This window comes from Mesorhizobium sp. M1169, from assembly GCF_040318345.1.
Lineage (GTDB): Bacteria > Pseudomonadota > Alphaproteobacteria > Rhizobiales > Rhizobiaceae > Mesorhizobium.
This window is the reverse complement of the sequence record NZ_JAMYME010000018.1, coordinates 1-22,961: the sequence shown is the minus strand read 5'-3', so window position 1 is coordinate 22,961 and position 22,961 is coordinate 1. Positions and strand designations below refer to the sequence as shown.

21 protein-coding genes are annotated in these 22,961 nt (G+C 60.7%); 3 read left to right on the top strand and 18 right to left on the bottom strand.

Features of this window, described 5'->3' with window-relative positions; all coding sequences use genetic code 11:
• The gene (locus tag NKH41_RS18650) at positions 1-486 is read left to right on the top strand and encodes a three component ABC system middle component (protein WP_352449733.1); all 486 of its coding nucleotides are present in this window, start codon (positions 1-3) and stop codon (positions 484-486) included.
• Positions 486-2,423: a DUF3732 domain-containing protein gene (locus NKH41_RS18645; protein WP_352933274.1), complete on the top strand. Its 1,938-nt coding sequence runs from the start codon at positions 486-488 to the stop codon at positions 2,421-2,423. Before NKH41_RS18650 ends, NKH41_RS18645 begins: the two co-directional genes overlap by 1 nt.
• Before the next feature lie 426 nt (positions 2,424-2,849).
• Here NKH41_RS18645 and NKH41_RS18640 read toward each other — a convergent pair whose 3' ends face one another.
• The 17 genes from NKH41_RS18640 to NKH41_RS18560 form a co-directional block, all read right to left on the bottom strand.
• Positions 2,850-4,556 carry a patatin-like phospholipase domain-containing protein gene (locus tag NKH41_RS18640; RefSeq protein ID WP_352815105.1) on the bottom strand — a complete coding sequence of 569 codons (1,707 nt, stop codon included), beginning with the start codon at positions 4,554-4,556 and terminating at the stop codon, positions 2,850-2,852.
• Between the two features lie 12 nt (positions 4,557-4,568).
• Positions 4,569-5,540, bottom strand: coding sequence for an HNH endonuclease family protein (locus NKH41_RS18635; protein ID WP_352449736.1), 972 nt, complete (start codon positions 5,538-5,540; stop codon positions 4,569-4,571).
• On the bottom strand, positions 5,540-7,570 hold the full coding sequence (locus NKH41_RS18630; protein ID WP_352690732.1) for an AAA family ATPase: 2,031 nt from the start codon (positions 7,568-7,570) through the stop codon (positions 5,540-5,542). The genes NKH41_RS18635 and NKH41_RS18630 overlap by 1 nt, the downstream gene beginning before the upstream one ends.
• 798 nt (positions 7,571-8,368) lie before the next feature.
• Positions 8,369-8,641, bottom strand: a complete 273-nt coding sequence (locus NKH41_RS18625; protein ID WP_352449738.1) for a DUF2274 domain-containing protein — start codon at positions 8,639-8,641, stop codon at positions 8,369-8,371.
• A gap of 11 nt (positions 8,642-8,652) precedes the next feature.
• Positions 8,653-9,870 (bottom strand): TraB/TrbI/VirB10 family type IV secretion system protein, encoded by a 1,218-nt coding sequence (locus NKH41_RS18620; protein ID WP_352933321.1) that lies wholly within the window; start codon positions 9,868-9,870, stop codon positions 8,653-8,655.
• A 10-nt stretch (positions 9,871-9,880) separates the two neighbouring features.
• Complete coding sequence (trbG, locus tag NKH41_RS18615; protein WP_352746265.1) at positions 9,881-10,909, bottom strand: P-type conjugative transfer protein TrbG; 1,029 nt, start codon at positions 10,907-10,909, stop codon at positions 9,881-9,883.
• Positions 10,899-11,630, bottom strand: a complete 732-nt coding sequence (gene trbF / locus NKH41_RS18610; RefSeq protein WP_031212913.1) for a conjugal transfer protein TrbF — start codon at positions 11,628-11,630, stop codon at positions 10,899-10,901. Before trbF ends, trbG begins: the two co-directional genes overlap by 11 nt.
• The gene (gene trbL, locus NKH41_RS18605; protein ID WP_352933270.1) at positions 11,631-12,953 is read right to left on the bottom strand and encodes a P-type conjugative transfer protein TrbL; all 1,323 of its coding nucleotides are present in this window, start codon (positions 12,951-12,953) and stop codon (positions 11,631-11,633) included.
• 36 nt (positions 12,954-12,989) lie between these two features.
• A complete protein-coding gene (gene trbJ / locus NKH41_RS18600; protein ID WP_352933267.1) occupies positions 12,990-13,715 on the bottom strand; it encodes a P-type conjugative transfer protein TrbJ in 726 nt (241 codons plus the stop codon).
• Positions 13,712-16,162, bottom strand: a complete 2,451-nt coding sequence (gene trbE / locus NKH41_RS18595) for a conjugal transfer protein TrbE (protein WP_352933264.1) — start codon at positions 16,160-16,162, stop codon at positions 13,712-13,714. The genes trbJ and trbE overlap by 4 nt, the downstream gene beginning before the upstream one ends.
• Entirely contained in the window at positions 16,156-16,428 is a 273-nt protein-coding gene (locus tag NKH41_RS18590) for a VirB3 family type IV secretion system protein (protein WP_352571685.1), read from the bottom strand. The genes trbE and NKH41_RS18590 overlap by 7 nt, the downstream gene beginning before the upstream one ends.
• Complete coding sequence (locus NKH41_RS18585; protein WP_352547795.1) at positions 16,428-16,736, bottom strand: TrbC/VirB2 family type IV secretion system protein; 309 nt, start codon at positions 16,734-16,736, stop codon at positions 16,428-16,430. Before NKH41_RS18585 ends, NKH41_RS18590 begins: the two co-directional genes overlap by 1 nt.
• 11 nt (positions 16,737-16,747) lie before the next feature.
• Entirely contained in the window at positions 16,748-17,716 is a 969-nt protein-coding gene (gene trbB, locus NKH41_RS18580) for a P-type conjugative transfer ATPase TrbB (RefSeq protein ID WP_352933260.1), read from the bottom strand.
• Positions 17,713-18,126, bottom strand: coding sequence for a CopG family transcriptional regulator (locus NKH41_RS18575; RefSeq protein ID WP_352547797.1), 414 nt, complete (start codon positions 18,124-18,126; stop codon positions 17,713-17,715). The genes trbB and NKH41_RS18575 overlap by 4 nt, the downstream gene beginning before the upstream one ends.
• A gap of 120 nt (positions 18,127-18,246) precedes the next feature.
• Complete coding sequence (locus NKH41_RS18570; RefSeq protein ID WP_352933257.1) at positions 18,247-20,274, bottom strand: conjugal transfer protein TraG; 2,028 nt, start codon at positions 20,272-20,274, stop codon at positions 18,247-18,249.
• A gap of 425 nt (positions 20,275-20,699) precedes the next feature.
• Positions 20,700-20,942: a GcrA family cell cycle regulator gene (locus NKH41_RS18565; protein WP_352473685.1), complete on the bottom strand. Its 243-nt coding sequence runs from the start codon at positions 20,940-20,942 to the stop codon at positions 20,700-20,702.
• A 313-nt stretch (positions 20,943-21,255) separates the two neighbouring features.
• A complete protein-coding gene (locus NKH41_RS18560) occupies positions 21,256-21,489 on the bottom strand; it encodes a hypothetical protein (protein WP_352457940.1) in 234 nt (77 codons plus the stop codon).
• A gap of 20 nt (positions 21,490-21,509) precedes the next feature.
• Between NKH41_RS18560 and NKH41_RS18555 the strand changes: the two genes are divergently transcribed.
• Positions 21,510-21,986: a KTSC domain-containing protein gene (locus tag NKH41_RS18555; RefSeq protein ID WP_352933254.1), complete on the top strand. Its 477-nt coding sequence runs from the start codon at positions 21,510-21,512 to the stop codon at positions 21,984-21,986.
• Between the two features lie 483 nt (positions 21,987-22,469).
• Here NKH41_RS18555 and NKH41_RS18550 read toward each other — a convergent pair whose 3' ends face one another.
• Entirely contained in the window at positions 22,470-22,772 is a 303-nt protein-coding gene (locus NKH41_RS18550) for a hypothetical protein (protein WP_352473687.1), read from the bottom strand.
• Between the last annotated feature and the right edge of the window lie 189 nt (positions 22,773-22,961).

Here is a 22,961-nt window from a genome sequence, read left to right as displayed (position 1 = left end):
ATGGCGTTTGCTCCCTGGAACGATCGGCAGACAGATTTCGCCAACTATTTTAATCCGGGCTATCTCGGCGTCCTCGTGTATAGCATGGCCAAAGGCTATAGCGTTACTAATGGGGGCATGTCGCTGGCCCTTGCGTTTCCCGGCATCGCCATAGCCTTGCATCCCGATATCCGGAATGCCCTTCCCCGCACTATCGCTACCCGATTTTCGAAGTGGCTGAGGGATCACCCAGAACTTCGAACCGACCTGATCTCATCTACGCAGTCCCTTGTTCCGCAGGTCAAGGAGGCCGTTTTGACGTCGCTCCGCTCGAACTGGGTCTCGACTGAGAACGGCCGCCTGATTGCGGCCACCAAGGGGCCTCCGATCTTGAAGTCGGACAAAACCCTTGATGACGACCAGAAGGCGGCCGCATTTGTCGGGAAGTGGTTCGCGAAGGTAGGAGACGACAGAGAAATCTACCAACAGGTAGGAGTAAAACCATAATGCAAATCCAGAGCGTGGTCCTTTACTCCCTTGACGGCAGGATCAACGAAATCTCGTTCGACCTAGGTCGCGTGAACATCCTCACTGGCCCAAGCGGTCGGGGAAAGTCTGCAATGCTAAGCGTCGTCGATTACTGTCTTGGAGCATCGCGTTTCGAGATCCCGGCAGGTGTGATCTCGAATGCCGTGTCATGGTTCGCCTTGAAACTGGATTTTGGTGCGGAAAGGTTATTCGTGGCCCGCCGTAGCGTCCCCGTAGGGAGGACGGCGAGCAATGAGTTCTTCGTGCGGCCAAACCCGGACCACGAAACGCCGCCTATGAGTGATTTGAAGCCGAATGCTCGTCGGGATGATCTTGTAGAAAAGATCGGATCGCTTCTAGGCGTGGGAGTCACACTTCTTCCTCGGGCCGACGGCACGGCTGACCGACAAAAGCTTACCTTCCGGTCAGGTCTTATCTACAGCTTCCAAAAGCAGAATGAGATCGCCAACCCGGACCTGTATTTCCATCGTCAAAGCGAACTCGCTCAGACGATAAGAGATACGTTGCCATACTACCTCGGGGCAATCTCCCCTGCCATCATCGAAAAGCAAGCCGAACTCCGCAATAAGCGGAAGAGACTGCGAGAGGTCGAGCGTGCGCTTGAACGCGGCGTATCGATCGCCGCCAATCGTGACACGGAACTCGTATCAATTGTGGCGGAAAGCACCCGGCTGGGTTTGATTGCGACATCCGACATCCCAGCTAGGAGGTCGACGGCACAGATACTCGAGAGAGTTTCTTCGGCCCTCCAAACCACTCTTTTCGCCGGTAGCCAATTAGCGGACGGTCAGGACGTTGACGTCCTCAAGCAGATGAATACTGAGCTACTGAATAAGACTCGTGAAAGGTCAGATCTCAAAAAAGAGATTGACGCTCTGGAGCGTTTTGAGAACGACCAAAACGTCGTCGATAGCGCGCTCAACGAGCAGCGGCGACGTTTGACGGCGTTGCATCTCCTCGCAGATGACCACGATTCCAAGCAATGCCCGGTTTGTGAAAGCTGGCTAGAGGGTGTCACGCCGGCTGTAGCGGATATGAAGCAATCTTTGGAAACGCTTGCCGTCGAACTTGCGATGGTGAATTCGGACAAGATCGATGTCCGGGAACAACTCTCAAAGCACCGTGCCGCCGTTACCAATCTCACGTCGGAAATCGCTTCGCTTAGGCGCGAGGTTCAACGCTTGAAGGTCGAGGAAGACTCCATCAAGTCGCTATTGGAGCAGAAACACGAAGTTGCCCGGCTTTCTGGCATGATCGACATGTTCCGCAGGCTCATATCGGTCGACGACGACGAGACACGTGTCGCGATGGAACTTGAGAGGGCCTCCTTGGTCACGGACATCGAAGAACTCGAATCAGAGACTAACCTGTCAGACGTACGTGCGAAGACCGCGACCTTCCTCGGCGGTATCGGGCAGCAGATCACCCGCTGGGCTCGCGAGCAACGTCTCGAATACGCGAACGGTTTTCTGACATTTGATCTCCGCGGGCCGAGGCTTGTCAGCGAGACTGCAGACGAGACGATTCCGTTTTCGCGCTTTGGCAGCGGACGGAACTGGGTCTGGTATCACTTGCTCGGCCATCTGGCTCTCCACGAATGGTTTGCCTCGAACAAGCGGCCCGTACCTAACTTTTTGATCCTCGATCAGCCGTCACAGGTCTATTTCCCTTCAGCTAACGGGGAGACAGAGGACAATGACTGGATGGAGGTCCGCAAAATCTACGAGTGGCTTTTCGACGTCGTCGAAAAACTTAATGGCCAGATGCAGATTATCGTCACCGACCACGCGAAATTCGAGAACGACTCGCGTTTCACAGACCACCTCAAGCACGACTGGTGGGAGGGAGGATCCCTGGTGCCCCAAGATTGGTTGAAGCAAAACCTGCAGTCCTGATGAACCCCCGACGTCATGGTCGCCACGTAAGTCGATGACAGTCATAGTGGTGGGCCTGCCTGCCATCAACTTTGTTTGGCGCGACATCGCTCTGCCACGAGAAGAATATTCCGATCATCGTCTCACCAATATCGCCTTCAACAACCAGCGAAATGCCGTATCAACCGGCCGGGAGGCATTTTGTCGATTGTGAGGTTTTCCCTGCCACCCTGTCGTCACGAGATCATGCTTTTTTTCGCCGCATTCTGCCGGATGCGATGCCAATAAATTTTGGACCGCTGCACCTCTAAACAAGTATCCCCCGGCACATGGCGGTTCGATATGATGAACATAGACACCGCACGGGGATCGATGAGTTTGAAACAACCGCGACGTCTTGACCTTTGTCGATCAGACATCTTCGCGGTCCGGCTGCGATTGTCGCGGTCAATAGTCCATCCGGGCAACAGAGCGGATCCGGCTGCGGCTCTTCGGCATATGATCGTCGAAGCTTTCCAGACGCTGTTGCTTCTGAAACGCTTTTCCAAGAGCGGCGATCGCCTCCGCTCGTTCTCGCAAGATCTGCCGTTCGCTTACCGAGAGATCCTTGTAGGATGACGGTTCGTAGCTGGTTGCGATCTCTGCGTATCCAAGCGAGCCCGGTTCGGGTTCTTCTGCGTAGGCATCGGCGAATTGGCGCAGCATCTCGTCGAGCGCGCGGACTTCGACTAGATACCGACGCCACTTGTGCTCGTTGAGTTCGAAATCGTTTGTGATGAGGTCGCCGGCACGTTCGCCGAAGCCGGTGAGCTGGTCTATGCGGGCGGGTGGCATATCCAGGTTGAGGCCGCCCTCCTCCGGTTTGAGGTCGACCGTCACGATCCGTTCGCGATAGCCGGCGAGGATCGACTGGAGGGAATCCTGCCAGTCCTTGGCGCTGTCAAACAGGGCGAACACGAAGGCGATCAGGCCGGAAAAGCCTTGCGTTGGCAGGAGTTGCCCCTGTCCCGCCTTTGTCGGAAGAAATACGCGGGTTTCCCCGGTGCTTTCCGGCTTCTCCCGCCGGCGGTCATATTCGCCGAGAGAGATGCCAAAGGTCGGGCGCGACGGCAGGAAGCGGTCGAAGAAATGTACCGGAAAATTTGACGACAGCCCTCCGTCGGAGAACATGCAGCGCACCAACCTGTCCTGTTCGGGGACGCCGACCAGCGTATAGTCGATCCTGTAGAGCGGCACCGCCGAGATCAGTGCCGGGAAGCTGAGGCTCATACGTGCGAGGACCACTAGCGGAAGATTGTCGATCTTGAACGGATAGAGGTCGCTTGACCCCTCCTTTGGCGTCGTCAGCATCGCGTCGACGACGCGAGCAGGAAAAAGCGAACGGAACTCCCGCTCGGAAAAGAGATGAAGGTTATTCTCCATCGGCAGCACGTAGGGGCGATGCGAGGTGATATCGGTGGTTACCGTTTGCACCTTGATCTGGCGGGATTGAAGATCCTTGACCCCAAGCGGTGCCCCGGTGGCCGAACGCCCGGCGACGAGATCTATCGTGTCGGCTAGCCACTCCGTCAGGGCGGGATGGCCGGCCGTCATATAAGGTTGGGTCATTCCGTTGCAGAGGCCGTAATCGGCCTGCGGGAGCCTGCGGGCGACATCGCGGGCGGCGACCAAAGCCGCTGTGGCGGCCGGCAGAAGAAGGAGCAGAAACAGGAACAGCAAGACAACGAGCAGCGCCGCTGGCAGGGAATGCCAGGTGAACGGGATCATGATGGCGATTATGATCGCAGGGATGGCACCAAAAAGGGCTGGCACCGGGTAGCCCTTCAAAAGCGCGAAGACCGTGCCCGCGATACTTTTCGACATCGCCGCCAGCACTAGATTGAAGACCGGGCGAAGCTCCTGGCGAGGCTGGAATTTCTCCAAGAGCGTCGCTGACAGCTGCTTTGGGAGCGCCTCGATCTTTTCAAATCCGCCTTCGGCGCGACCGAATTCGGCGGCGGCAGTGACCACCGCGGCAATCGCGCCGGCCGACGTACCGCCGATATTGCGGAAGCGGTACTTGCGCGAAAGTTTCACGACGGCCTTCGGGTAGACAACCCCACTTGTGATCCCGCCCTTCATGACGAGGTCGCAGCTCAGTTCAGGCGCGCTCATGTCCCATCTACCTCAATTGATTTTAAGCGTGTCCGACCAGGCCTTCACGAGGCTCGAATAGGGTTGGCCCGGCTCCGCCATCGTGCGGATTTCGTCGAGGATTTGGTTGACCAGCAGGTCGAGCCGCGCGCCCATGGTCTTGGTCTGCTGATCAAGGCTGGCAAGCAGCGTCTCCGAAATCTTGCCGATCTCGTCGATCAACCGGCTCAGGAAATCTAGCTTGCGCAGGACCCGTGTTCTCTCCTGAACCAATCCGAGCCGGTTCAGGCCGTAGACATGGATCGATGTCAGGCCACGCCTGGAAGGGACGTTGTCCTTGAAGGTCGGAAGGACGAGGCCGAGAGGGTCGCCACGGTCAATGTGAAACACCAAGTGCTCTTCCGGAACGTCAACGCAGGGGTTGATCAGGTCGGGCTGCTCGTCGATACCGGGAAAGTCCGCCGTCGCCCTGGCTGCACCGGCGATCGGAAACAAATCCTGCTTGCCAAGCGATGCCTTGACACCTTGCATTTCAGGAGCCGCCAGCAGTTGCGCGAGACTCTCGGGGAATCTCGGCAAGTCCTGCCAGCGCCGCCGATTGCAATCGATGCAACTTGGCAGCAGGTTGTCCCACACCATGGCAAGCCACCAGTAGCCGGGATGATTGGCAACTCGGGCGATGCGTCCCTTTGGCCGGTAATGTTCGACATCGACCGGCGCTTGGTTGGCATACCGGCTTTCGCAATAAGCGCATTTGCCGAAGAACAGCTTGTCGAGCGCGTATTTGACTGCTTCGTCGGAATAGGCGCTGAAACTGAACGTCTTGTCCTTCTTTTTCCTGGTTTTCGCACCTGGAGCCGCAGCGCCGGCGGCCGCTGTCACAGCTTGTGCCTTTGCCTGCGCCGCGAAGAAGATCTTCGCCTTTGCCAGTTCCTTGCCGCCGCGGCTTTTCTCACCGACAAGAACAGCCGGCGCCGAAACCAGGGTCCGATCGACGCGCCGCATCAGATGCCCTCCAGGACGGCCAGGATCCGCCTCTTCGTTTCATCGCGCAGGACCTCGCGTGGCCGGCCGGCAAGGTTGCGCCGCTTGACGAGGTAGTCGGCAACGGCCTCCTGCACGAGGCGGGCAGCCTCGCTCATGCCGACCGGAAGGGCATCCACTACCTGCCTGCGGATCGCGTCCATCGCAGTTCTGACGTCCTGGTCCGGCGCACTCCCGTCCTTTCTTGCGAGATAGTCGCCAAGCCTTGCGAGGCTTGCCTCGATCTCGGGGTCGTCGGTGGAAAACAGGCTGAACAGGTCCGAGGTCAGGAGCTGCTCGATGGTCAGCGCCGACACCTTCGGCAACTGGGTGAGGCTGTCGACCATGAGCGGGATCTGGCCGCTGCCTAGCTGCCTGGCGACCTTGCTCAACACCACCACTTCACCGTCGCGCATTCCCCTGAGGCACAACGGATCATGCGTCGTGACGATGAAGGTCATCGACGGCAATGCAGTGCGCAGGCCCTTCATGATGTGGATCTTCCAGCGCGGATGGAGATGGGCCTCGACCTCGTCGATCAGCACGATCCCTTCCGCCGAGGTCAGCGTTGTGAAGTTCGGATTGATGTCGCGATCCATGAGCCATCGCAGGATGTCGCAGGACAATGCGAGAATGGTACGGAAGCCCGACGAGACGTTTGAGAGCGGGGTCCTGCTCTTCTTGCCGGACGCATCAATCTGCATCTCAACGAAGCATCGCCTCTTGGCCTCGTCTCGATGGATGACTTCGATCTCTTCGGCCGCCCCGAAGATCACTCCCAAGGCCTGGACGACGGCCCGGTACTCGGTCGGCGGCAACCCGAGAAGCCAGTGCTCCGGATTGCTGAGCAGGCTGTCGGTATGGAACAGGCTGAGCACCGGTCGTGACGGTTTCCAGTCATGCAGGTCGCGCACATAATGACGGTAGGCGCCGTAGCCGAAGACCAAGGGCAATCGGTTCTCGCCGATTTGAGAATAGCCCTTGACACCGACCGTGAGTGTCGAGACCTGTCCATTGTCGAACTGAAGGCGAACCTTGGCCGATCGCCTTTGCGGCAGGTCCTCGGCACCCATGAAGCTGGGGTTGAGCCTTAGGCTACCCGGTTCTTCCACCAGGTCGGGGCGCGCGTCGGTGCCGATGAGGGCAAGCGCGATCGCCTCTAGGATGGAGCTCTTGCCAGCAGCGTTTTCGCCAAGGATCAACAATGCCTGCGCCATGCGTTCGGTCGAGTCTGGTGCAGCAGGCAGTTTGATCGACAGCGTCTCAATGGCCTTGAAGTTCGTCAGCCGGATTTCCTTGAGGCGGGGGGGTGCTCCCGCTATGTCGTCTTCCTCGACGATATTCGCAGAAGCGGCAATCCGCACAATTTCCGCGTCGCTGGCATCGACCTGGCGCCTGAGTATCCGCCAGAGGCCTACGAATTCATTGGTGTCGTTCGGCCCATCGCCTTCAAGTTTTGCATAATCGTCGAAGGCCTGCTTTCGTCTGGTTCTCAATCGCGTCCGATTGAGCCGGAAATGCTTGATGGTTTCCTCGCCCTGTGGACTTGCAGCTTCCATCGATCCGTCTTTCCGCGGGACGAGATGGCGGGCAATGTCGTCGGCACAGGGATCGACCAGGAGCGGTGCCTCGTTGAGGACCATGTCCGGCCACGTCCCGTCGCCTTTCTCGACAAACCGGGCATATTCTTCCGGCGTCGGGATAGGCGTCCTCTGTCCGTCGACCGGGAAGTAATTGGTTCGTTTCGGCCTGCAGTCCCCGCAGCTCGGATAGAGATTGATCCAGGCATCCGACAGCCAGCCGTAGTAGAGATGGGCATCGCGTGCCCGCCCGTCCTCCTCGCTGCCGATCGTTGGCTCGGCATCGTTCATCGGCCTGAAGCGGTGCAGGAACATGCTTTTCGAAGCCTGTTCGCAGAACGCGCACTTTCCCAGGAACATGTGCGAGAGATCGCGCATGATCTCCCGTGACTCGAGCTGCATGATCGGAACGCGGGTCTGTTCGCGTTTCATCGGATCCAACTGAAGATAACGGAGAAAGGATTGACGTCTCTCCGTAGCGAGCGAGCCCCCCAAGGCCGCTGGCGGACTTGGTGCCCGCGCGACGTTTCGCATGATCTACTCCAAGTGATTCGGTGTCGGCACGTCAGGCTTCATTTTAGGCTAAAAGACGATTCCTCGGCGGGCAGCGTTTTCTACCTTTTAGAGCCAAGGCTGATCATGTGAATATCGCGAGAAACTTGCAACCATAAAGTTTCTTCGAAGAATAACTTCTCGCCTGCTGCGGCTCATAGCTGTGACTTGCCTCATCTAGTCGGGAGAGAGCAGCGGAGCCGCGAGGTTATCGGCCCAACGCCCCGCCCGTCGAAGCCCAGTAAGTTGCAATATCATGATCTACCTAGGCCTGATCGGCATCACGATCACGCCACAAGCTCACGTGTCGTGTCTGCGGCATCATGTCTGCTTTCAGTGGATATTTGTTGAAAAAGTCCGCGTCGCGGTCGCCCGTGGCACTTTCGTAGCATGGCGTTCCGCAGAGACCCCAAAATTGAATCCTGATTCCATGCAATGCGCCGGGGTGGAACTGGATTCTAATATCGATGGCGATTTGCGGTGCGCCGGACTTTTTCAACACTATCAGTGCACGTCTGACGTCGACGGGGTGACCGACATGAGGCGCAGAGCCGGCATTGGTTCGGGGCAGATCAGCTCGACTATTGTGCCCTATGTTTCGGCTTGCCGCCGGCAAGTTGCTTCAATGCATTCGCCCGCCTAGAAAGGTGCCCCCTCGGACTCACTGGTCGCTGTGACTTATTCGGACCCTGAAATTGGCTGCCGCCGCGATTTCTCTGACTTGTCGACGACAGGGAGCCCTTCCTTTCTGGCCTTGGCAAACGCTCGATCGCTCTCCAGGAACTCCGCCAGCATGAACGGGATCAGTTCCGCTACCGATTCGGACTCGCCATAGGTCTGACGATAAAGCGCCGCATAGTCCTGCAGTGCTTGGTTCAGGTCTGCACTTACGCTTATGGTGATCTTCGAAGGTGTCCGATCCGGAAGTTTGCCGAGTTTCAGATTGGTCATGATGACTCCAGTCAATTCGGGTACGGCCGTAGCACAAGATCCTTGTGCACGATGACGCGCAGTGGCCAACCAGGGCGGACGGTGATCGTGGGCTGAATATTGAGGTTCTTCTCGGTGATGCGCTGGCCAGCTTGACTGACGTTCTGCTGAGCGGATTCGCGGATTGCTTTGACCAGGTCGCTTTCGTCTTGCCCGAGGCTCAGCTCCGTGCCGACCCCCAGCAACGTGGCCAGCGCAACGCCTTTCATCAGCTGCCAGGTGTGGAAATCCACCTTGTCCTCAAGCCCGGCATAGCCGGCGGTGTCCGTCGCCGGCAGATTGTCGATTTCGATCGAAGAGCCGTCGGGCAGCAGTATCCGTTGCCAGACCAGCAGCGCGCGCCTTTGTCCAAAGGCAACAACGCTGTCATAGGTGCCAATCAGGCGAGAGCCTTGCGGAATGAGCAAGGTGCTGCCGGTGACTGTGTCCTGCACATTCTCGGTGACCTGTGCGACGACGAGGCCGGGCAAGTCGGAATTGATGCCAGTGATCAGGCTCGCTGCGATGACGCTGCCGGCCATCAGCTGATACGGCGAAGCCGGCGTCTGCAGTGCATGCAGATTGTAGATTCCACTTGTGTTCCGCTGGCTGACAAAATCGAGCTTTCGCTGTTGATTGTTTTGGTCGCCCTCGGCCGGTGCTACGGAAGCTGAATCGCGTGCGGCGTCCGATTGTGGAGCCGTTGCCTCAAAGGGTGGACGCCCGCCCTGCCCGTTGCCGGCGGCATCCGTTAGCCGGGGTCGATTTTCGATCCGGAAGAAGACTTGCGATTCGCGCGCCTCGATCGCCTGCTGTGCAAGGCGCTGCTCCTCCGCCGAAACCTCCTGGCCCGGCGCGATGCCCAGCTGGCGTTGGTGCTCAAGGATGGGGCGGCCGAGGTCGCCGGGCAGCGGTGGTCCAAGCACCGGAGGCTTGGGCTTGATCCCGGAATAGTCCTTAGGCAGCCTTTCAATTGCCTCCGCGGTTGGCTTCCGCTCAGTGTTGTAAAGCTCTTCAGCCTGCTCTTTGATGCGCAGCGCCGGTCCCTGCAGCGCCATCATGGTGACGCCTAGAACGGTCCCGGAACCAACAGCAGCAATGGCGACAATAATGCCGCGCTTGAAGCGCACAGCGCGGCGAGGCGAGGCCCGCAGCTGCAGCTGTTCTGGATCGAGTTTCGGTGAAGCATCGGAGCGGGAAGTATCCGTCATGGGCCGTCCCTCACCTGCTGGAACGCGAAAAGAGCAATTTCCGCAGCGGCGCTTGCCTGCCGTCGGTCCTCGTGATGCGCACCACCTGTTGCTGCTTGGCGCCGAGGCGCAGTTCGGCCGCGGCGAAGAGGCGATCGACAATGTAATAGTTGCCGCGTATGCGGTAGTTGACGAGCTGGTTGTCCCCGTCAGCACCGACGATGAAGAGCGGCGGGGCCTCGCCCTGATCGATGCGGCGCGGAAACTCGATGTAGACCTTGCTGCCATCATCGAACGCGCGCGTCGGCCTCCAGGGCGGCATGTCGCCGGTAATCGAATAGCGGAAGCGAATATTTTCGAGAGCCACATTCGACGCCACTGGCATAGCAGCCTCGGCCTGCGCATCGCGCCGGCGTAGCGCGATAATCTGGTCCTCGCTGTAGGTCCAGGAGATTGCCGCCATGGCGGTCTTATCCGTGCTTTGAAGCTGCAAGTGATAGCTTCGCCGGTCCGTGGTGATCACCAGATTGGTGGCAAGTCCTGGCGCGAAGGGCTTCACCAGCACATGGGTGCGCTGGTCATCGCCGGAGCCACTGACGGTGTCGCCAATTACCCAGCGCACTGTATCGCCGGCCGACACGGATTGGAGTTTCTCGCCTGACTGCAGAGCGATATCGCTGACGCGCTCCGGTGCGGCATAGAGCTGGTAGAGCGCGCCTTCGGCAAAGGGGTAAACCTGCACCGCATTCACATAGCCATATTTGGTGGGTTGCTGCGTCGCCGCCTTGTTGGCATCGGCGACACGTTCTTCAGGCGAGCGCCTGTCTTCAGCAGCCTTGCCCGGCTCGGGCTGCAACTGGCCGGGCAGCGGTAGCGGTTTCGGCACTTCCACGACTTTGACGGGCTTCTCCGGCGCCTTCTCGATTGCCGCCGGTTGGAACTTGGCAGCATCATAGGAAATCTGAGGTGGCGGCACCGGCTTCGAGGCACAGGCGGAGATGACCGCAGCCGACGTCGACAGGACCAGCGCAGTGCGGAGCGACGAGAGTCTATTTATCATTGGCGGGCTCCTTTGGGGGAACGGAAGTCTGCGCGGCACTGTCGAGCTCGCGCGACCAGTCGATGGCATTGATGAAGACGCCGAGCGGGTTTTTGCGCAGCTGATCGGTATTGTTCGGCGGCCGGATCACAATGGTGAGGATCCCGGTCCAACGCGTTGTGCTGGCGAGGCTGCCGCGCTCAAAGACCTGCTCGGTCCATTTGACTTGAAAGGAGCTGTCGGACGCTCGAACCACGCTCGTCACCTGCACCGAGACGCTGCGCGTGCCGATCTTGCCGAACGGGTCGTTGGCCTTAGCGTACTCGTTGAGAAAGAGGGCTCCGCGGTCGGTGGCAAAGTCGTAGGCCGAGAGCCAATTCTGCCGCACCAGCACCGCATCGGTGGAAACAGAGCGGACATTCTGGATGAAGCGGCCGAGATGCCAGGCGATCTGGGCATCGGTGGGCTCGTAGTCCCGGATTGCTGGAGCGACGGCGCGCGCCTCGCCGAAACGATCAACCTCGACGACATAGGGCACGACGCGGCCCTGCATCGACTGCCACAAGAGTCCACCAGAGAGCCCGGTGGCCAGAGCGAGGCAGCCAAAGGCCATCAGGCGCCAGTTCCTTGCCTGCACGCGCGCAGTGCCGATGCGCTCGTCCCAAAGTTGGGCGGCCTTCTGGTATGGTGTGACGGGGTGGGGCGTCTTCCCGTAGCGTTGAACTGGTCGCTTGAAGAGCATCTAGTCTTCCTTATCGTTGAGAGAGGGGTTGGCGCCGCTTCCACCCCGATCGCCATCGCGGACGGCCTGCGTGGCGGCGTGGCGATGGGCGCGCGCGGTCTGTTCGGAACGCAAGCGCCTCGCCCACGCCGGCGCGGCATTGGCACCTGACGCGGCAGGGTTTCCGGTCATTGATGCGGTCGGCGTGCCGCCCGTCGCGGTCCAGGCGGCATCGCGGCCGGCATCGGCGCTGCGCCGGAATGGTTCTGTTGCAGATCGCATTCCCCGCATCGCGGCGCCGCCAGCTGCGCCGGCAACGCCCTGCAGTCCAGCCGCTACGCCGGAGAGGCCGGACTCGGGCGATGTTGCACGCCCCATCTGCCAAGCTGTGGAAGCAGCCGATCCCATGGCCGTGCCGGCTCGAACGGCGGCGAGACCGCCGCCGGTTGCCATGCGCGCGCCGGCAAGCGCCGCACCTCCGGCAACGAGCGTTGATCCGGCGGCCGCCGCGGTGGTTCCGAGTGCGGCTCCCGCGCCAAGCTGCGGCGCGCCCGAGACAAGACCCGAGGCAATTCCCGGCCCGAAAATGCCGAGCCCAAGCAGCGCCAACGCGCCCAGTACCTGTGACATGGCCGCGGCCAAGTCCGGCTCCTTGCCTTGCAGGGCGGAAGCGAACTCGCCGAAGAGCGTGGAGCCGATGCCGACGATGACGGCAAGCACCATCACCTTAATGCCCGACGAGATCACATTGCCGAGCACGCGCTCGGCCAGAAACGCCGAGCGGTTCCAGAGCGCGAAGGGCACCAGAACAAAGCCGGCCAATGTGGTGAGTTTGAACTCCAGGATGGTGATGAAAAGCTGGATGGAAAGGATGAAGAAGGCGATGAGGACCAGGAACCAGGCGAGAAGCAGCACGAAGATGGTCAGCGCGTTGCCAAAAATCTCGGGAAAGCCGACTAGCTGGCTCGCTTGATTGAGCAGCGGCCAGGCGCCCTCGAAGCCGGCCGCGGCAATGCGGCCTGGCCGCAGGAGACTGTCGGCGGACAAATTGCCGGACGAAGCGTTGATGCCGAGCCCGGCAAAGGAGCGGTAGATAATGTCGGCAAGGCTTCTGAAATTGTTCAGGATGAACGCGAAGGCGCCGACATAGAGCACCTTTCGGACAAGCCGGCCAAGAACATTGGGCTCGCCGCCGAACGCCCAGACCAGGCCTGCCAGCGTGATGTCGATGCCGATCAGGATGGTGGTGAGAAAGGCGACGTCGCCCGAAAGCAGACCGAACCCGCTATCAATATAGCGGGTAAAAGTCTCCATGAAGCGATCAATGACGCCGAGGTCATTCATGTCGCCGCCTTCCTCGTTGTCTTGAAGAACTGCTGATCAGTTGCCGGGATAGGCCGTACCGGTGCCGAGGAAACGCTTCGTCGTCTCGCGGGCGGCTTCCTCGGACTGCGCCTTGCGGGCAGCATCTTCGGCTTCAGCCCGGAACTGGGTCGCGAGCAGCGTCTGGATCTGGATCTGCTGCTTGGTCGAAAGCGCGATCAGCTGATTGGTGGCCTGGCTTGCCTCAAGGGCACCTGCCGCGCCCTGACTGCGGTTGACGAGATCGGTAAGCAGGTCGCCGTCGGCCCGCACGTTCTCCACGATCTGCGACTGCGCGCTCATGGTTTGGCGGAACGCCTGCATGGCGTTTTGCCAGCGCTCGCGCGCGGCGCTCGCCACATCGTTGACCTCGATTGTGGCGTCGTAGCTTTCCGGATATTGCACACGCCACTGGTTCTGAAGCTTGTCGAGATCGAAGCTCAGGCCGCTGGCCTGGGTCATCAGGCCGTCGATCCGTTGGAGCGAACCTGTGAGCTGGCCCACGGAAGAAAAATCCAGGCGCTGAAGGTGCCGCGCCATGTTCTGCAGCATCGTCGCCTGGTTCTGAAGCGACTGGATCTGGTTGTTTATCTGCTCCAGGGAACGTGCCGCTGTCAGCACGTTCTGCGCATAATTCGACGGATCGAACACGATCAGGGCGTGGGCCGGCTGAACGTAGTCGGCCATTGGTTTTGCGATCAGGGAAACGGTGATCAGGCTGGTGAGAAGGCGGCGCCGCATCATGACGATTGCTCCTTGTCTGGTTGAGGGAATTGCTGGAGAAGCTCGGCAGCCCAATCGAGGCCGCGCGCACTCAGGAACCGGGAGGCAAAGCTGTCCTGCCCGTGCTCTGACAGGACGCTGTCGATCAAAGCTTGCGTGGCCGGATCAGAGGCGCCGCAGAGCGCAAGAGCGATCGGGCCGAGCCCGAGCTCGAAGAGGCGGTTGCCGCGGCGTGACTGCAGGTAATACTGGCGCTTCGGTGTGGCACGGGCGACCAATTCGATTTGCCGCTCGTTCAGGCCGAAGCACTCATAGGCTGCCCGCACCTGCGGTTCCACGGCACGGTCATTGGGAAGAAAAATGCGCTGTGGGCAGCTCTCGATGATTGCCGGCGCGATCGACGAGGCAGCGATCTCTGCAAGTGACTGCGTGGCGAAAATCACGGAGACGTTCTTCTTTCGCAGCACCTTCAGCCATTCGCGGATGCGGGCGGCAAAGAGAGGGTTGTCGAGATAGACCCACGCCTCGTCGAGCATCAGCAGCGTCGGCCGTCCGTCGAACCGCTCCTCGAGACGATGGAACAGATAGGTGAGCACCGGGAGCACAGCGCCTTGGCTGTGCATCAGCTCTTCGGTCTCGAAACACTGCACATCCGACAAAGCCAGCCGATCTTCATCGGCATCGAGCAGCCGGCCGAAGGGACCGTCGAGCGTGTAGGGCATCAACGCGGCCTTGAGCCCATTGGACTGAAGCAGAACCGACAGGCCCGTCAGCGTGCGTTCCTGCACCGGCGCAGTCGCAAGGCTGATGAGTGCCGACCAGATCGCCTCCTTTACCTCCGGCGTAACGCTGACATTCTCATGGGCAACGAGGCCGGCTATCCATTCCGCCGCCCAGCTGCGAGTAGTCTGGTCGCCGATATTGCTCAGTGGCTGGAAGGCAAGCGCACCATCCGCGCCCAGCGCGTGGTGTTCTCCGCCCATGGCCAGTGTTGCCGCACGAGCCGAATTGCCCTTGTCGAAGACATAGACCTGCGCCCCGGCATAGCGTCGAAACTGCAGAGCGACTAGCGCGAGCAGAACCGACTTGCCGGCACCGGTCGGACCAACGATCAGCATGTGACCGACATCGTCGACATGGGTGGAAAGCCGAAACGGTGTCGACCCGTTGGTCTCTGCGAAGAGAAGCGGCGGGGATTCGGTCCCAGTCACGTTGGCGAGATGCTCGTTATCCACCGGACCGGCCCACGCCGACGACAGCGGCATGACATGGGCAAGATTCAGCGTGTGAACGAGCGGCTGGCGAACGTTAGCGTAGACATGACCGGGCAACGAGCCGAGCCACGCCTCGACCGCATTGATGCTTTCACGGATCGTGGTGAAGCCGAGCCCATTGACTATGCGCTCAACCGCTCGGAGCTTTTCCGCGGCGGCCTGTCGGTCCTGGTCCCATACCGTCACCGTTGTGGTGAGATAGCCGAAGCCGACGTGATCGCCGCCCAATGCCTGAAGGGCGACATCCGCATCGAGCGCCTTGTTGTCGGCGTCACTATCGACGAGAGGGACGGGTTCGTTGGTCACGACCTCGCGCAGGATGGCTGCGACCGATTTGCGCTTGGCAAACCACTGACGGCGCAACCGGGTCAGTGTCTTTGTGGCTTCCGTCTTGTCGAGCGGGATGAAGCGCGTCATCCAGCGGTAGGCGAAATCCTGATGGTTGAGCGCGTCGAGGATCCCTGGCCGGGTGACGTTCGGGAAACCAAGGATGGTGAGGGTGCACAGATGCTGCTCACCCAGCATCGGCTCCAGGCCGCCGGTAAGCGGCGCGTCAACCAGAACACCGTCGAGATACATTGGCGTTTCCGGCATGGCGACCGGATGGCGGTAGGTCGAGATTGTGCCGTGCAGATAGGTTAGCGTCTCGGCATCATCGAGGGCGCGCACTTCCGGCATGAACCCGGACAGCAAATCCAGGACGCGGTCGGTCTCGTCGCGAAACCACGCCAGCTCCTGGCGCCAGTCTCTAGCCCCTCCCGAGTGATGCGAGTCGACCAGTGCGCTTTCCGCCCGCGCCTGGCCATCTGGCGCCGGCATGAAGACCAAGGTCAGATGATAGCGACTCTCGAAGTGCGCGACCTTGCCCTCGAAGGCCGCGCGCCTTTCCTCATCGACCAGCCATGAGGCAGCATCGGGAAAAGCCGAGCTCGGATAGCCCAGCGCTTCAACGCGCTCGGCCTCGAAAAACAACCCCCATCCGGAGCCCAACCTTCGTAGCGCATTGTTGGCTCGTGCGCAGATGCCGACCAACTCGGCTTCGGTCGCGCTTTCAAGGTCGGGGCCACGGAACCGGAAGGTTCGCTGGAAGCTACTGTCTTTATTGAGCACGATGCCGGGCGCGACCAAAGCGGCCCAGGGCAGATGGTCGGCAAGCCGATCGGCTTTGCCGCGATACTCCGAAAGGTTCAGCATGCAAGCCACCCCTTCAGGCGAAGATGACGGACAAGCACGCTGGCGAAGTCCGGATCGCGGCGAGCGGCAAAGACCGCGAGGGTGTGGCCGGCGATCCAGAGCGCCAGTCCGGCGATCCACTGCTGCAGGCCAAGGCCTATTGCCGCGGCCACCGTGCCGTTGAGGATCGCCACCGCTCGCGGCGCGCCGCCCAGCAGGATCGGCTCAGTCAATGCCCTGTGAACGGGGACTTCGAAACCCTCGACATGCTGCTCTCCGGTGGCCATCAGACGAGTGCCCCGCCGCCGAAGGAGAAGAAGGAGAGAAAGAAGCTCGATGCCGCGAAGGCGATCGACAGGCCGAAGACAATCTGGATCAGCCGGCGAAAACCGCCTGCCGTGTCACCGAAAGCAAGGGTCAGGCCGGTGGTGATGATGATGATCACCGCGACGATCTTGGCGACCGGTCCCTGCACCGACTCAAGGATCTGCTGCAGCGGCTGTTCCCAAGGCATTCCGGAGCCCGCTGCGTGGGCCGGGAGGGTGAGAAGAAACGCGAGCGCGGTGGACGAAAGGAAGCGAAGCTTCTTGAGCATGAGGTGACCTTTCAAAACTGCTGGAGTTGCGGAAGCGTGAGCGGGGTGATGGCGTAATCACCGCTGCTGTCGAGACCGGTGACCTCAGCGATCGCGTCAATGCGGCGCGAGGATCCGCGCCCAGCGATGAAGACGATCAGATCTACCGCATCAGCGATGAGGCGGCGGGGAACGGTGACGACGGCTTCCTGGGCGAGCTGCTCGATACGGTAGAGAGCGGAGCGCGCCGAATTGGCGTGAACCGTCGCGATGCCGCCGGGATGCCCGGTGTTCCATGCCTTCAGCATGTCCAGGGCTTCCGCGCCCCTGACTTCGCCCACGATGATGCGGTCGGGTCTGAGCCGCAGGGTCGAGCGCACGAGATCGGCGAGCGTGACCGACCCCCGCCTCGTCCTCAAGGCAACGCAATCCTTCGCCGCGCATTGCAGTTCGCGCGTGTCCTCGATCAGGATCACCCGCTCGTCGCAATCGGCGGCTTGTGCCAGCAGCGCATTGGCAAGTGTTGTCTTGCCCGACGACGTGCCGCCGGCGACCAGGATGTTGCGCCGCTCGCGGACCGCCTTCTGCAGCGCATCGGCCTGCAGCGGCAGCATGACCCGGTCGGCGACATAGTCGGCCAACGTGTAGAGTTTCGCCGCAGGCTTTCGGATGGCGAAGCATGGCCCCAGCACGACAGGCGGCAGCAGACCCTCGAAGCGCTCGCCCGATGGCAATTCGGCGCTGACAATCGGATTGTCAGCATGCGCCTCGGCGCGCACGTGGGAGGCGACCAGGCGGATGATGCGTTCGGCCTCAGAAGGATGCATGTGCACGCCGGTGTCGACCCGGCCTTCACCCAACCGGTCGAGCCGCAGCGCACCGTCGGGATTGACCATCACCTCAATGACGGTCGGATCGGCAAGGGCTTCGGTGATCGCCGGACCCATGGCGGTGCGCAGCATGACGCGGCGGCGATGGTCGGCTTCCGGATGAGAACTCATCCTTCCCCTCCCCTGCGATCGTCGGTGCCAAGTGACCGTTTCCCGGAAGCGATTTGGCGGCCGACCTGTTCGACGAATTTGTCGAAGCGCTCCTGGGCAATCGCTTGCGTGGCCCTGTCCGGCACCGGCGTGTGAGCATGAAGCGTGATCGAAAAGCGGATGAAGAGCGCCAGGCTCTCCAGGATCATCTCGACATCGCGCCTGACATGTCCGAGGTCGCGGGAAAGACGGTCGAGCCTCTTGCCGTAGCGCTGGTCGAGTTCATTCTCCCCACGCCGCTCGATAAAGGTCTCGACCGCGTGCGCCACAATGGCCGATTTGGTGGTCGATGGATTGCGGCTGAGGTTCTCCAGCTTCTGGCTCAACTCGGGTTCAAGCAAAAACTGGTGACGAATGCGGTGGGGCTTCATGCTGCTCGTTCCCTCTGACCGGCGCTGATGCACCGGCGACGGGAACGAGCATCGTCGAGATCCTCGAAATCGCTTACGGCCGTTATCTACGCTGAGATGCGCCCGCGTATGGCGCGCCGTTCAGAAGCCGGGCACGATGTCCTTGTCGTCGCCCATTCCCTCGTTGAGGCCGTACGCACGTGCGGCGGTGGAAATCCGATCCATGACGCGCTTGTCGGCGAGCGTCTCGCAGTCATCGTCTGCGGGCGTGAACAGATCGCCCTGATCAGGCTCCTGGACGACGAGGGTCCGTTCTTCGCGCAGGCCCGGATGGCGCTGCTGCTGGACACCTCCGTCTTCGATTCCCGCGCCGGCACTGTCGTCGTCGCCAGCAAGACGCCGATCCACGCCGCGCACCTGTCCGCTCCAATCGTCCGGGCGCGACGTGGGCCGATCCGCGTAGGCACCGTCGCGCAGCACCGGCGAAGGCAGCACTCGCTCCGTGAAATTCGGATCCTGGTAATAACGCAACTTCTTGGCGCGAATCGGCGGCAATCCCGAAACCAGGATTAGCTCGTCAGCCTGCGGCAACTGCATCACCTCACCCGGCGTCAGCAGGGGGCGAGCGGTCTCTTGGCGGCTTACCATGACGTGGGACAACCAGGGCGCCAACCGATGGCCGGCATAGTTGCGCATCGATCTGAGTTCCGTCGCGGTACCGAGCGCGTCCGAGATGCGTTTGGCCGTGCGCTCGTCATTTGAGGAAAAGGCAATCCGCACATGGCAATTGTCGAGAATGGCGTTGTTCTCGCCATAGGCTTTGGAGATTTGGTTCAACGATTGCGCTATCAGATAAGCGCGGATGCCGTAGCCTGCCATGAAGGCGAGCGCAGTCTCGAAGAAGTCGAGCCGACCGAGCGCCGGAAATTCATCCAGCATCATCAGGAGCTGATGCTTGCGGCTCTTCTTTGGATCCCCCTCCAGGCGCTCGGTCAGCCGCCGGCCGATTTGATTGAGCACCAATCGCACCAGGGGCTTAGTGCGCGAGATATCCGACGGCGGCACGACCAGATACAGCGACATCGGTCGCTCGGCATCCACAAGGTCGGCAATGCGCCAGTCGCAGGCCGATGTTGCCGCGGCCACCGTTGGATCACGATAGAGCCCGAGAAACGACATGGCGGTCGAGAGAACGCCTGAGCGCTCGTTCTCTGACTTGTTCAGCACCTCACGAGCCGCCGAGGCCACGACCGGATGGACCTGAGGCTTGTCCACCGTGCCGAGGTGGTTTGTGGTCAGCATCCGCTGCAGTGTCGCAGCGAATGAGCGTTGCGGGTCCGACAGGAAGGTGGCGGCACGGGCGAGTGTCTTTTCCTCTTCGGCGTAGAGCACGTGCAAGATGGCGCCAACTAGGAGTGAATGACTGGTCTTCTCCCAATGGTTCCGCCGCTCCAGCGCGCCTTCCGGATCGACGAGAATGTCGGCGATGTTCTGAACGTCGCGGACCTCATCTGGACCTTTGCGCACTTCCAGCAGCGGGTTGTACCGCGCCGATCTCGGATCGGTCGGATTGAACAAGAGACAGTGCGAGAACTTCGACCTCCAGCCAGAGGTCAGCTGCCAGTTCTCGCCTTTGATGTCGTGAATGACGGCCGAGCCGGTCCAGGAAAGAAGGGTTGGAACAACGAGTCCGACGCCCTTGCCCGAACGTGTCGGCGCAAAGGCCATGACGTGTTCCGGTCCGTCATGGCGCAGATAGCGATAATTCAGTTCGCCAAGGAAAACGCCGGCCGGCTGAAACAGCCCCGCCTTCTCGATCTCCAGCTTCATGGCCCATCGTGAGGATCCATAGGTGGTGACCAACCCCCGCTGCCGTGCGCGCCAGAGGGACCCAGCTATCGCGGCGGCACAGCCCAGGAACCCGCTGGCTCCGGCAAGTATGCCAGCCTTGTCGAAGACTTCAGGCGCATAGGCGTCAAATTGGAACCACCATTCGAACAGTTTCCACGGCTGGTAGATCGGCCAGCCGACTGTCACAAACCATGGCGCGCCCAGTGGCGGCTGATAGGAGAGCATGTAGGCGCACCATTGGGTTGCAGTCCACACGCCAAGAATGACAATTGCGAATACGACAGCGATCTGCCCAATCAGCAACTTCGTGGGTGTCAATGGCTTGCTCCGCTCTTCTGGGCAGACGGACCAAACATCGCGCCGAGCGATGAGAATTCGAACGGCCGCTACGTGCGACTAGGTGCGATGACAAGGTTGATAGGCATTGTTCAGCTGCGAACAGCAAAAATCCGCCGCAGCAACCGATCGGCGGTGCCAGGTACGCGGTTTGGTCGCAGAAGATGTTGGGGCTTCAGGTGCGGGCACATGGAAGATGTGCTGACAGACAAACCTTTGGAGCCGACGCGTTTGTGCGATTAGCGAGCTGAAGGGCTCGGCGAGAAGTCGTCGTTCTCAATCGGGCGACGGGGATACATCGGCGAAGACGGCATAAGGCAGGATGGGCCAGACCGAGCCGACGGCAAGGTCGTAGCCAAGGCCTTGGAGCGCATAGCGCCTGGCCGGGAGGCCGCCGCCAGTCAGGCTTACGCGGCGCGTCGTTGAGCGAGGTGAAGACCCGAACGGGCTCGACGAGGGTCCACGGCGGTCACAATGTTGTGGTGGTGATCGCAGTAGACGCGATCCGGCGAAGTTGGCCCAGCACAAAAACGATAACCGCCAGGTACAGAAGCGTCTTCGCTCACCGGGAAGCGGCACTGATAGAGGCCTAGCTGAATGAGGGGGACGTCTCTCGAAGTTGGTCTGATATTTTCAGGATTTTCAGGCATGATGGTTTCCTAGTTCGTAGCAATTACCAGCTGACGGCCGCAGTGCGACCCGTCGGGACGAGCTTCTCTCGTTTTGGAGGGCTATGGGTCACCATATGGTGTTGGTAGCACCATCAATGAAGCCCTACGCCCTGCTTCTGAAGCCAATAGTTTGCGACTTAAGGCCACACGCGCGAACGCATTAGCAATCTACCATCGTGTCCCCGAGGCACTCGCCCGCCGCGGTTTGCCGGCGGCGGGGTGGCACTGGCTTGTGGGGCCCTAGGCCCACTCGCGGCGCTCGCACTCGATCTCGGTGCGGGTTTGCCGTGTCTCATCGCCCTGTCAGCGCCTTGCAAATGAGCGAAACCAAGCTGTCGCGCGCTCGCTCGTGGAGTGCGCCTTTCGGCCGCCATGCAAGGAAATCATCAACGCTCATCCAATCAGCCGGGTTTGTGTCGGCGTCTGGCTGGCTGAATTCCACATACAGATGCAGTTCGTCCGGCACGAAGACGACCCTCCACGATCCTTTGATGTCATTGGCAAGGTTATAGGCGAGGACGGCCATGGCGGGGCACTCCTTTCGCCGTGGAGCGTGCCTATCTCACGGGAAAATTCCATCGCCAGAAGTTGGTATTGACGCTCCCGCTTTCTCAGAAATCCAACGTCCGCATGATGCCGAAAGGTGCGGCTAGCTTTTTGTGTATCCTGGTTGGAACACGGGACCGCCGCGCAAGTTCGGTGCACGCAGCCATTCCTCCCCTCCAGGTATTGCTGCAGATCGGTATCCCGATCGGCCCGCGCTCCCCGCAAGGGCGCGGGCCTCGGCCTGTGGTGCTCATGCCATCTACTTCGATCCGCAAGATGGAATATGATCTGGATAGAAGGACCCTCTCGGTGTGGTTCGTCGCCAGCAGCAAGCGGTACGAGTTTGAGGGGGTACCGCCGGAAACCTTTGCCGCGTTCCGGGCCGCGTTCGCCAAGGGCCGCTATTTCAACGACCACATCCGCAACAATTTCCGCTACCGTCTGGTTGCGAGCGATAGCGACCCTGGGATGACCTGACCTGCCGGCGGCTCAATCGTCCTGTCGCTCCAACCGGCGGTTGGTGGACGCGTTGCCGCCGTTGCGCTTAGGGTTGGTTACGGTCCGCGCTCACTTGGCAAGCCCACCCCGCATCCCCCCGCCTGGTGCAAAGCGTTTGATCGGTCCCGCCGTTCTGGCAGTGCGGCGGGACTTTTTTGCGGTCCAGGTGGAACATCGGCGCGCGGGGAAGGCGCGGTGCACGCAGCACCCTTTTCTCATCCAACGTACGTCGGTGGCGCGCTGAAGGGTCTCAACGTCGGTCTGCCGCCGGAGCTCAACTAGCTGGACTATTGCTCGACCGGAAGCGGCTCGTGCTGCGGCTCAGCGTGGTGGAACACCTGTCCAAGATCGCGCGCGTCGAACGTTTGGCCGCAGACTGGGCAGTAGACCAAGTGCTTCGACTGGTCCTCTACCGGCCCGTCATGCGGCCTGCCCTCATAGCCTGTCGCGATGTTGTCGGTTCTAATCCGGGGCAACGACAAGTGCCTTTCGTCGTTTTGGCGGCCGATATTTCTCCATTAGCCGGACCTTGTCACGGTCGACCGTGACCAGCGGCCCGAGGTCGATAGTCACGGTGTCCTCGTCGATGCGCGTGACCTCGCCTTTCAGGTCGATTTGCTGGCCTCGGTTCACCTTGGTGTGGTCGATGATGGAATGTGGGAAGTCGTAACCTGGGATCGAGACCCTTACGCGGTCCTCTGTTACCCGCGTCAGAACCCTGGCCGTAATCGCCACCTGGTCACCAATGCCTATTCTCCGAGCCATGCCATGGATTCTGGTGCGGGCAGTGTCTTCTTCAAGAGGCCTCTAATATACGCCGGCCATCCTAAGGCTGACCTACGACCAGAGTTACAAAAGTTGAACTTCACCGGGGAACACTCCTTCTGTCTGCCTGTTCAATTTGCCAGGCGCATCCCGCGCATTCAGACAGGAGAAAGAAGATGAAACGCATCC

Bases quoted from the DNA above. Each gene is read 5' to 3' on its own strand.
- NKH41_RS18650 (WP_352449733.1), top strand. From the start codon at position 1: ATGGCGTTTGCTCCCTGGAACGATCGGCAGACAGATTTCGCCAACTAT.
- NKH41_RS18645 (WP_352933274.1), top strand. From the start codon at position 486: ATGCAAATCCAGAGCGTGGTCCTTTACTCCCTTGACGGCAGGATCAAC.
- NKH41_RS18640 (WP_352815105.1), bottom strand. From the start codon at position 4,556: ATGAGCGCGCCTGAACTGAGCTGCGACCTCGTCATGAAGGGCGGGATC.
- NKH41_RS18635 (WP_352449736.1), bottom strand. From the start codon at position 5,540: ATGCGGCGCGTCGATCGGACCCTGGTTTCGGCGCCGGCTGTTCTTGTC.
- NKH41_RS18630 (WP_352690732.1), bottom strand. From the start codon at position 7,570: ATGAAACGCGAACAGACCCGCGTTCCGATCATGCAGCTCGAGTCACGG.
- NKH41_RS18625 (WP_352449738.1), bottom strand. From the start codon at position 8,641: ATGACCAATCTGAAACTCGGCAAACTTCCGGATCGGACACCTTCGAAG.
- NKH41_RS18620 (WP_352933321.1), bottom strand. From the start codon at position 9,870: ATGACGGATACTTCCCGCTCCGATGCTTCACCGAAACTCGATCCAGAA.
- trbG (WP_352746265.1), bottom strand. From the start codon at position 10,909: ATGATAAATAGACTCTCGTCGCTCCGCACTGCGCTGGTCCTGTCGACG.
- trbF (WP_031212913.1), bottom strand. From the start codon at position 11,630: ATGCTCTTCAAGCGACCAGTTCAACGCTACGGGAAGACGCCCCACCCC.
- trbL (WP_352933270.1), bottom strand. From the start codon at position 12,953: ATGAATGACCTCGGCGTCATTGATCGCTTCATGGAGACTTTTACCCGC.
- trbJ (WP_352933267.1), bottom strand. From the start codon at position 13,715: ATGATGCGGCGCCGCCTTCTCACCAGCCTGATCACCGTTTCCCTGATC.
- trbE (WP_352933264.1), bottom strand. From the start codon at position 16,162: ATGCTGAACCTTTCGGAGTATCGCGGCAAAGCCGATCGGCTTGCCGAC.
- NKH41_RS18590 (WP_352571685.1), bottom strand. From the start codon at position 16,428: ATGGCCACCGGAGAGCAGCATGTCGAGGGTTTCGAAGTCCCCGTTCAC.
- NKH41_RS18585 (WP_352547795.1), bottom strand. From the start codon at position 16,736: ATGCTCAAGAAGCTTCGCTTCCTTTCGTCCACCGCGCTCGCGTTTCTT.
- trbB (WP_352933260.1), bottom strand. From the start codon at position 17,716: ATGAGTTCTCATCCGGAAGCCGACCATCGCCGCCGCGTCATGCTGCGC.
- NKH41_RS18575 (WP_352547797.1), bottom strand. From the start codon at position 18,126: ATGAAGCCCCACCGCATTCGTCACCAGTTTTTGCTTGAACCCGAGTTG.
- NKH41_RS18565 (WP_352473685.1), bottom strand. From the start codon at position 20,942: ATGCCTGAAAATCCTGAAAATATCAGACCAACTTCGAGAGACGTCCCC.
- NKH41_RS18560 (WP_352457940.1), bottom strand. From the start codon at position 21,489: ATGGCCGTCCTCGCCTATAACCTTGCCAATGACATCAAAGGATCGTGG.
- NKH41_RS18550 (WP_352473687.1), bottom strand. From the start codon at position 22,772: ATGGCTCGGAGAATAGGCATTGGTGACCAGGTGGCGATTACGGCCAGG.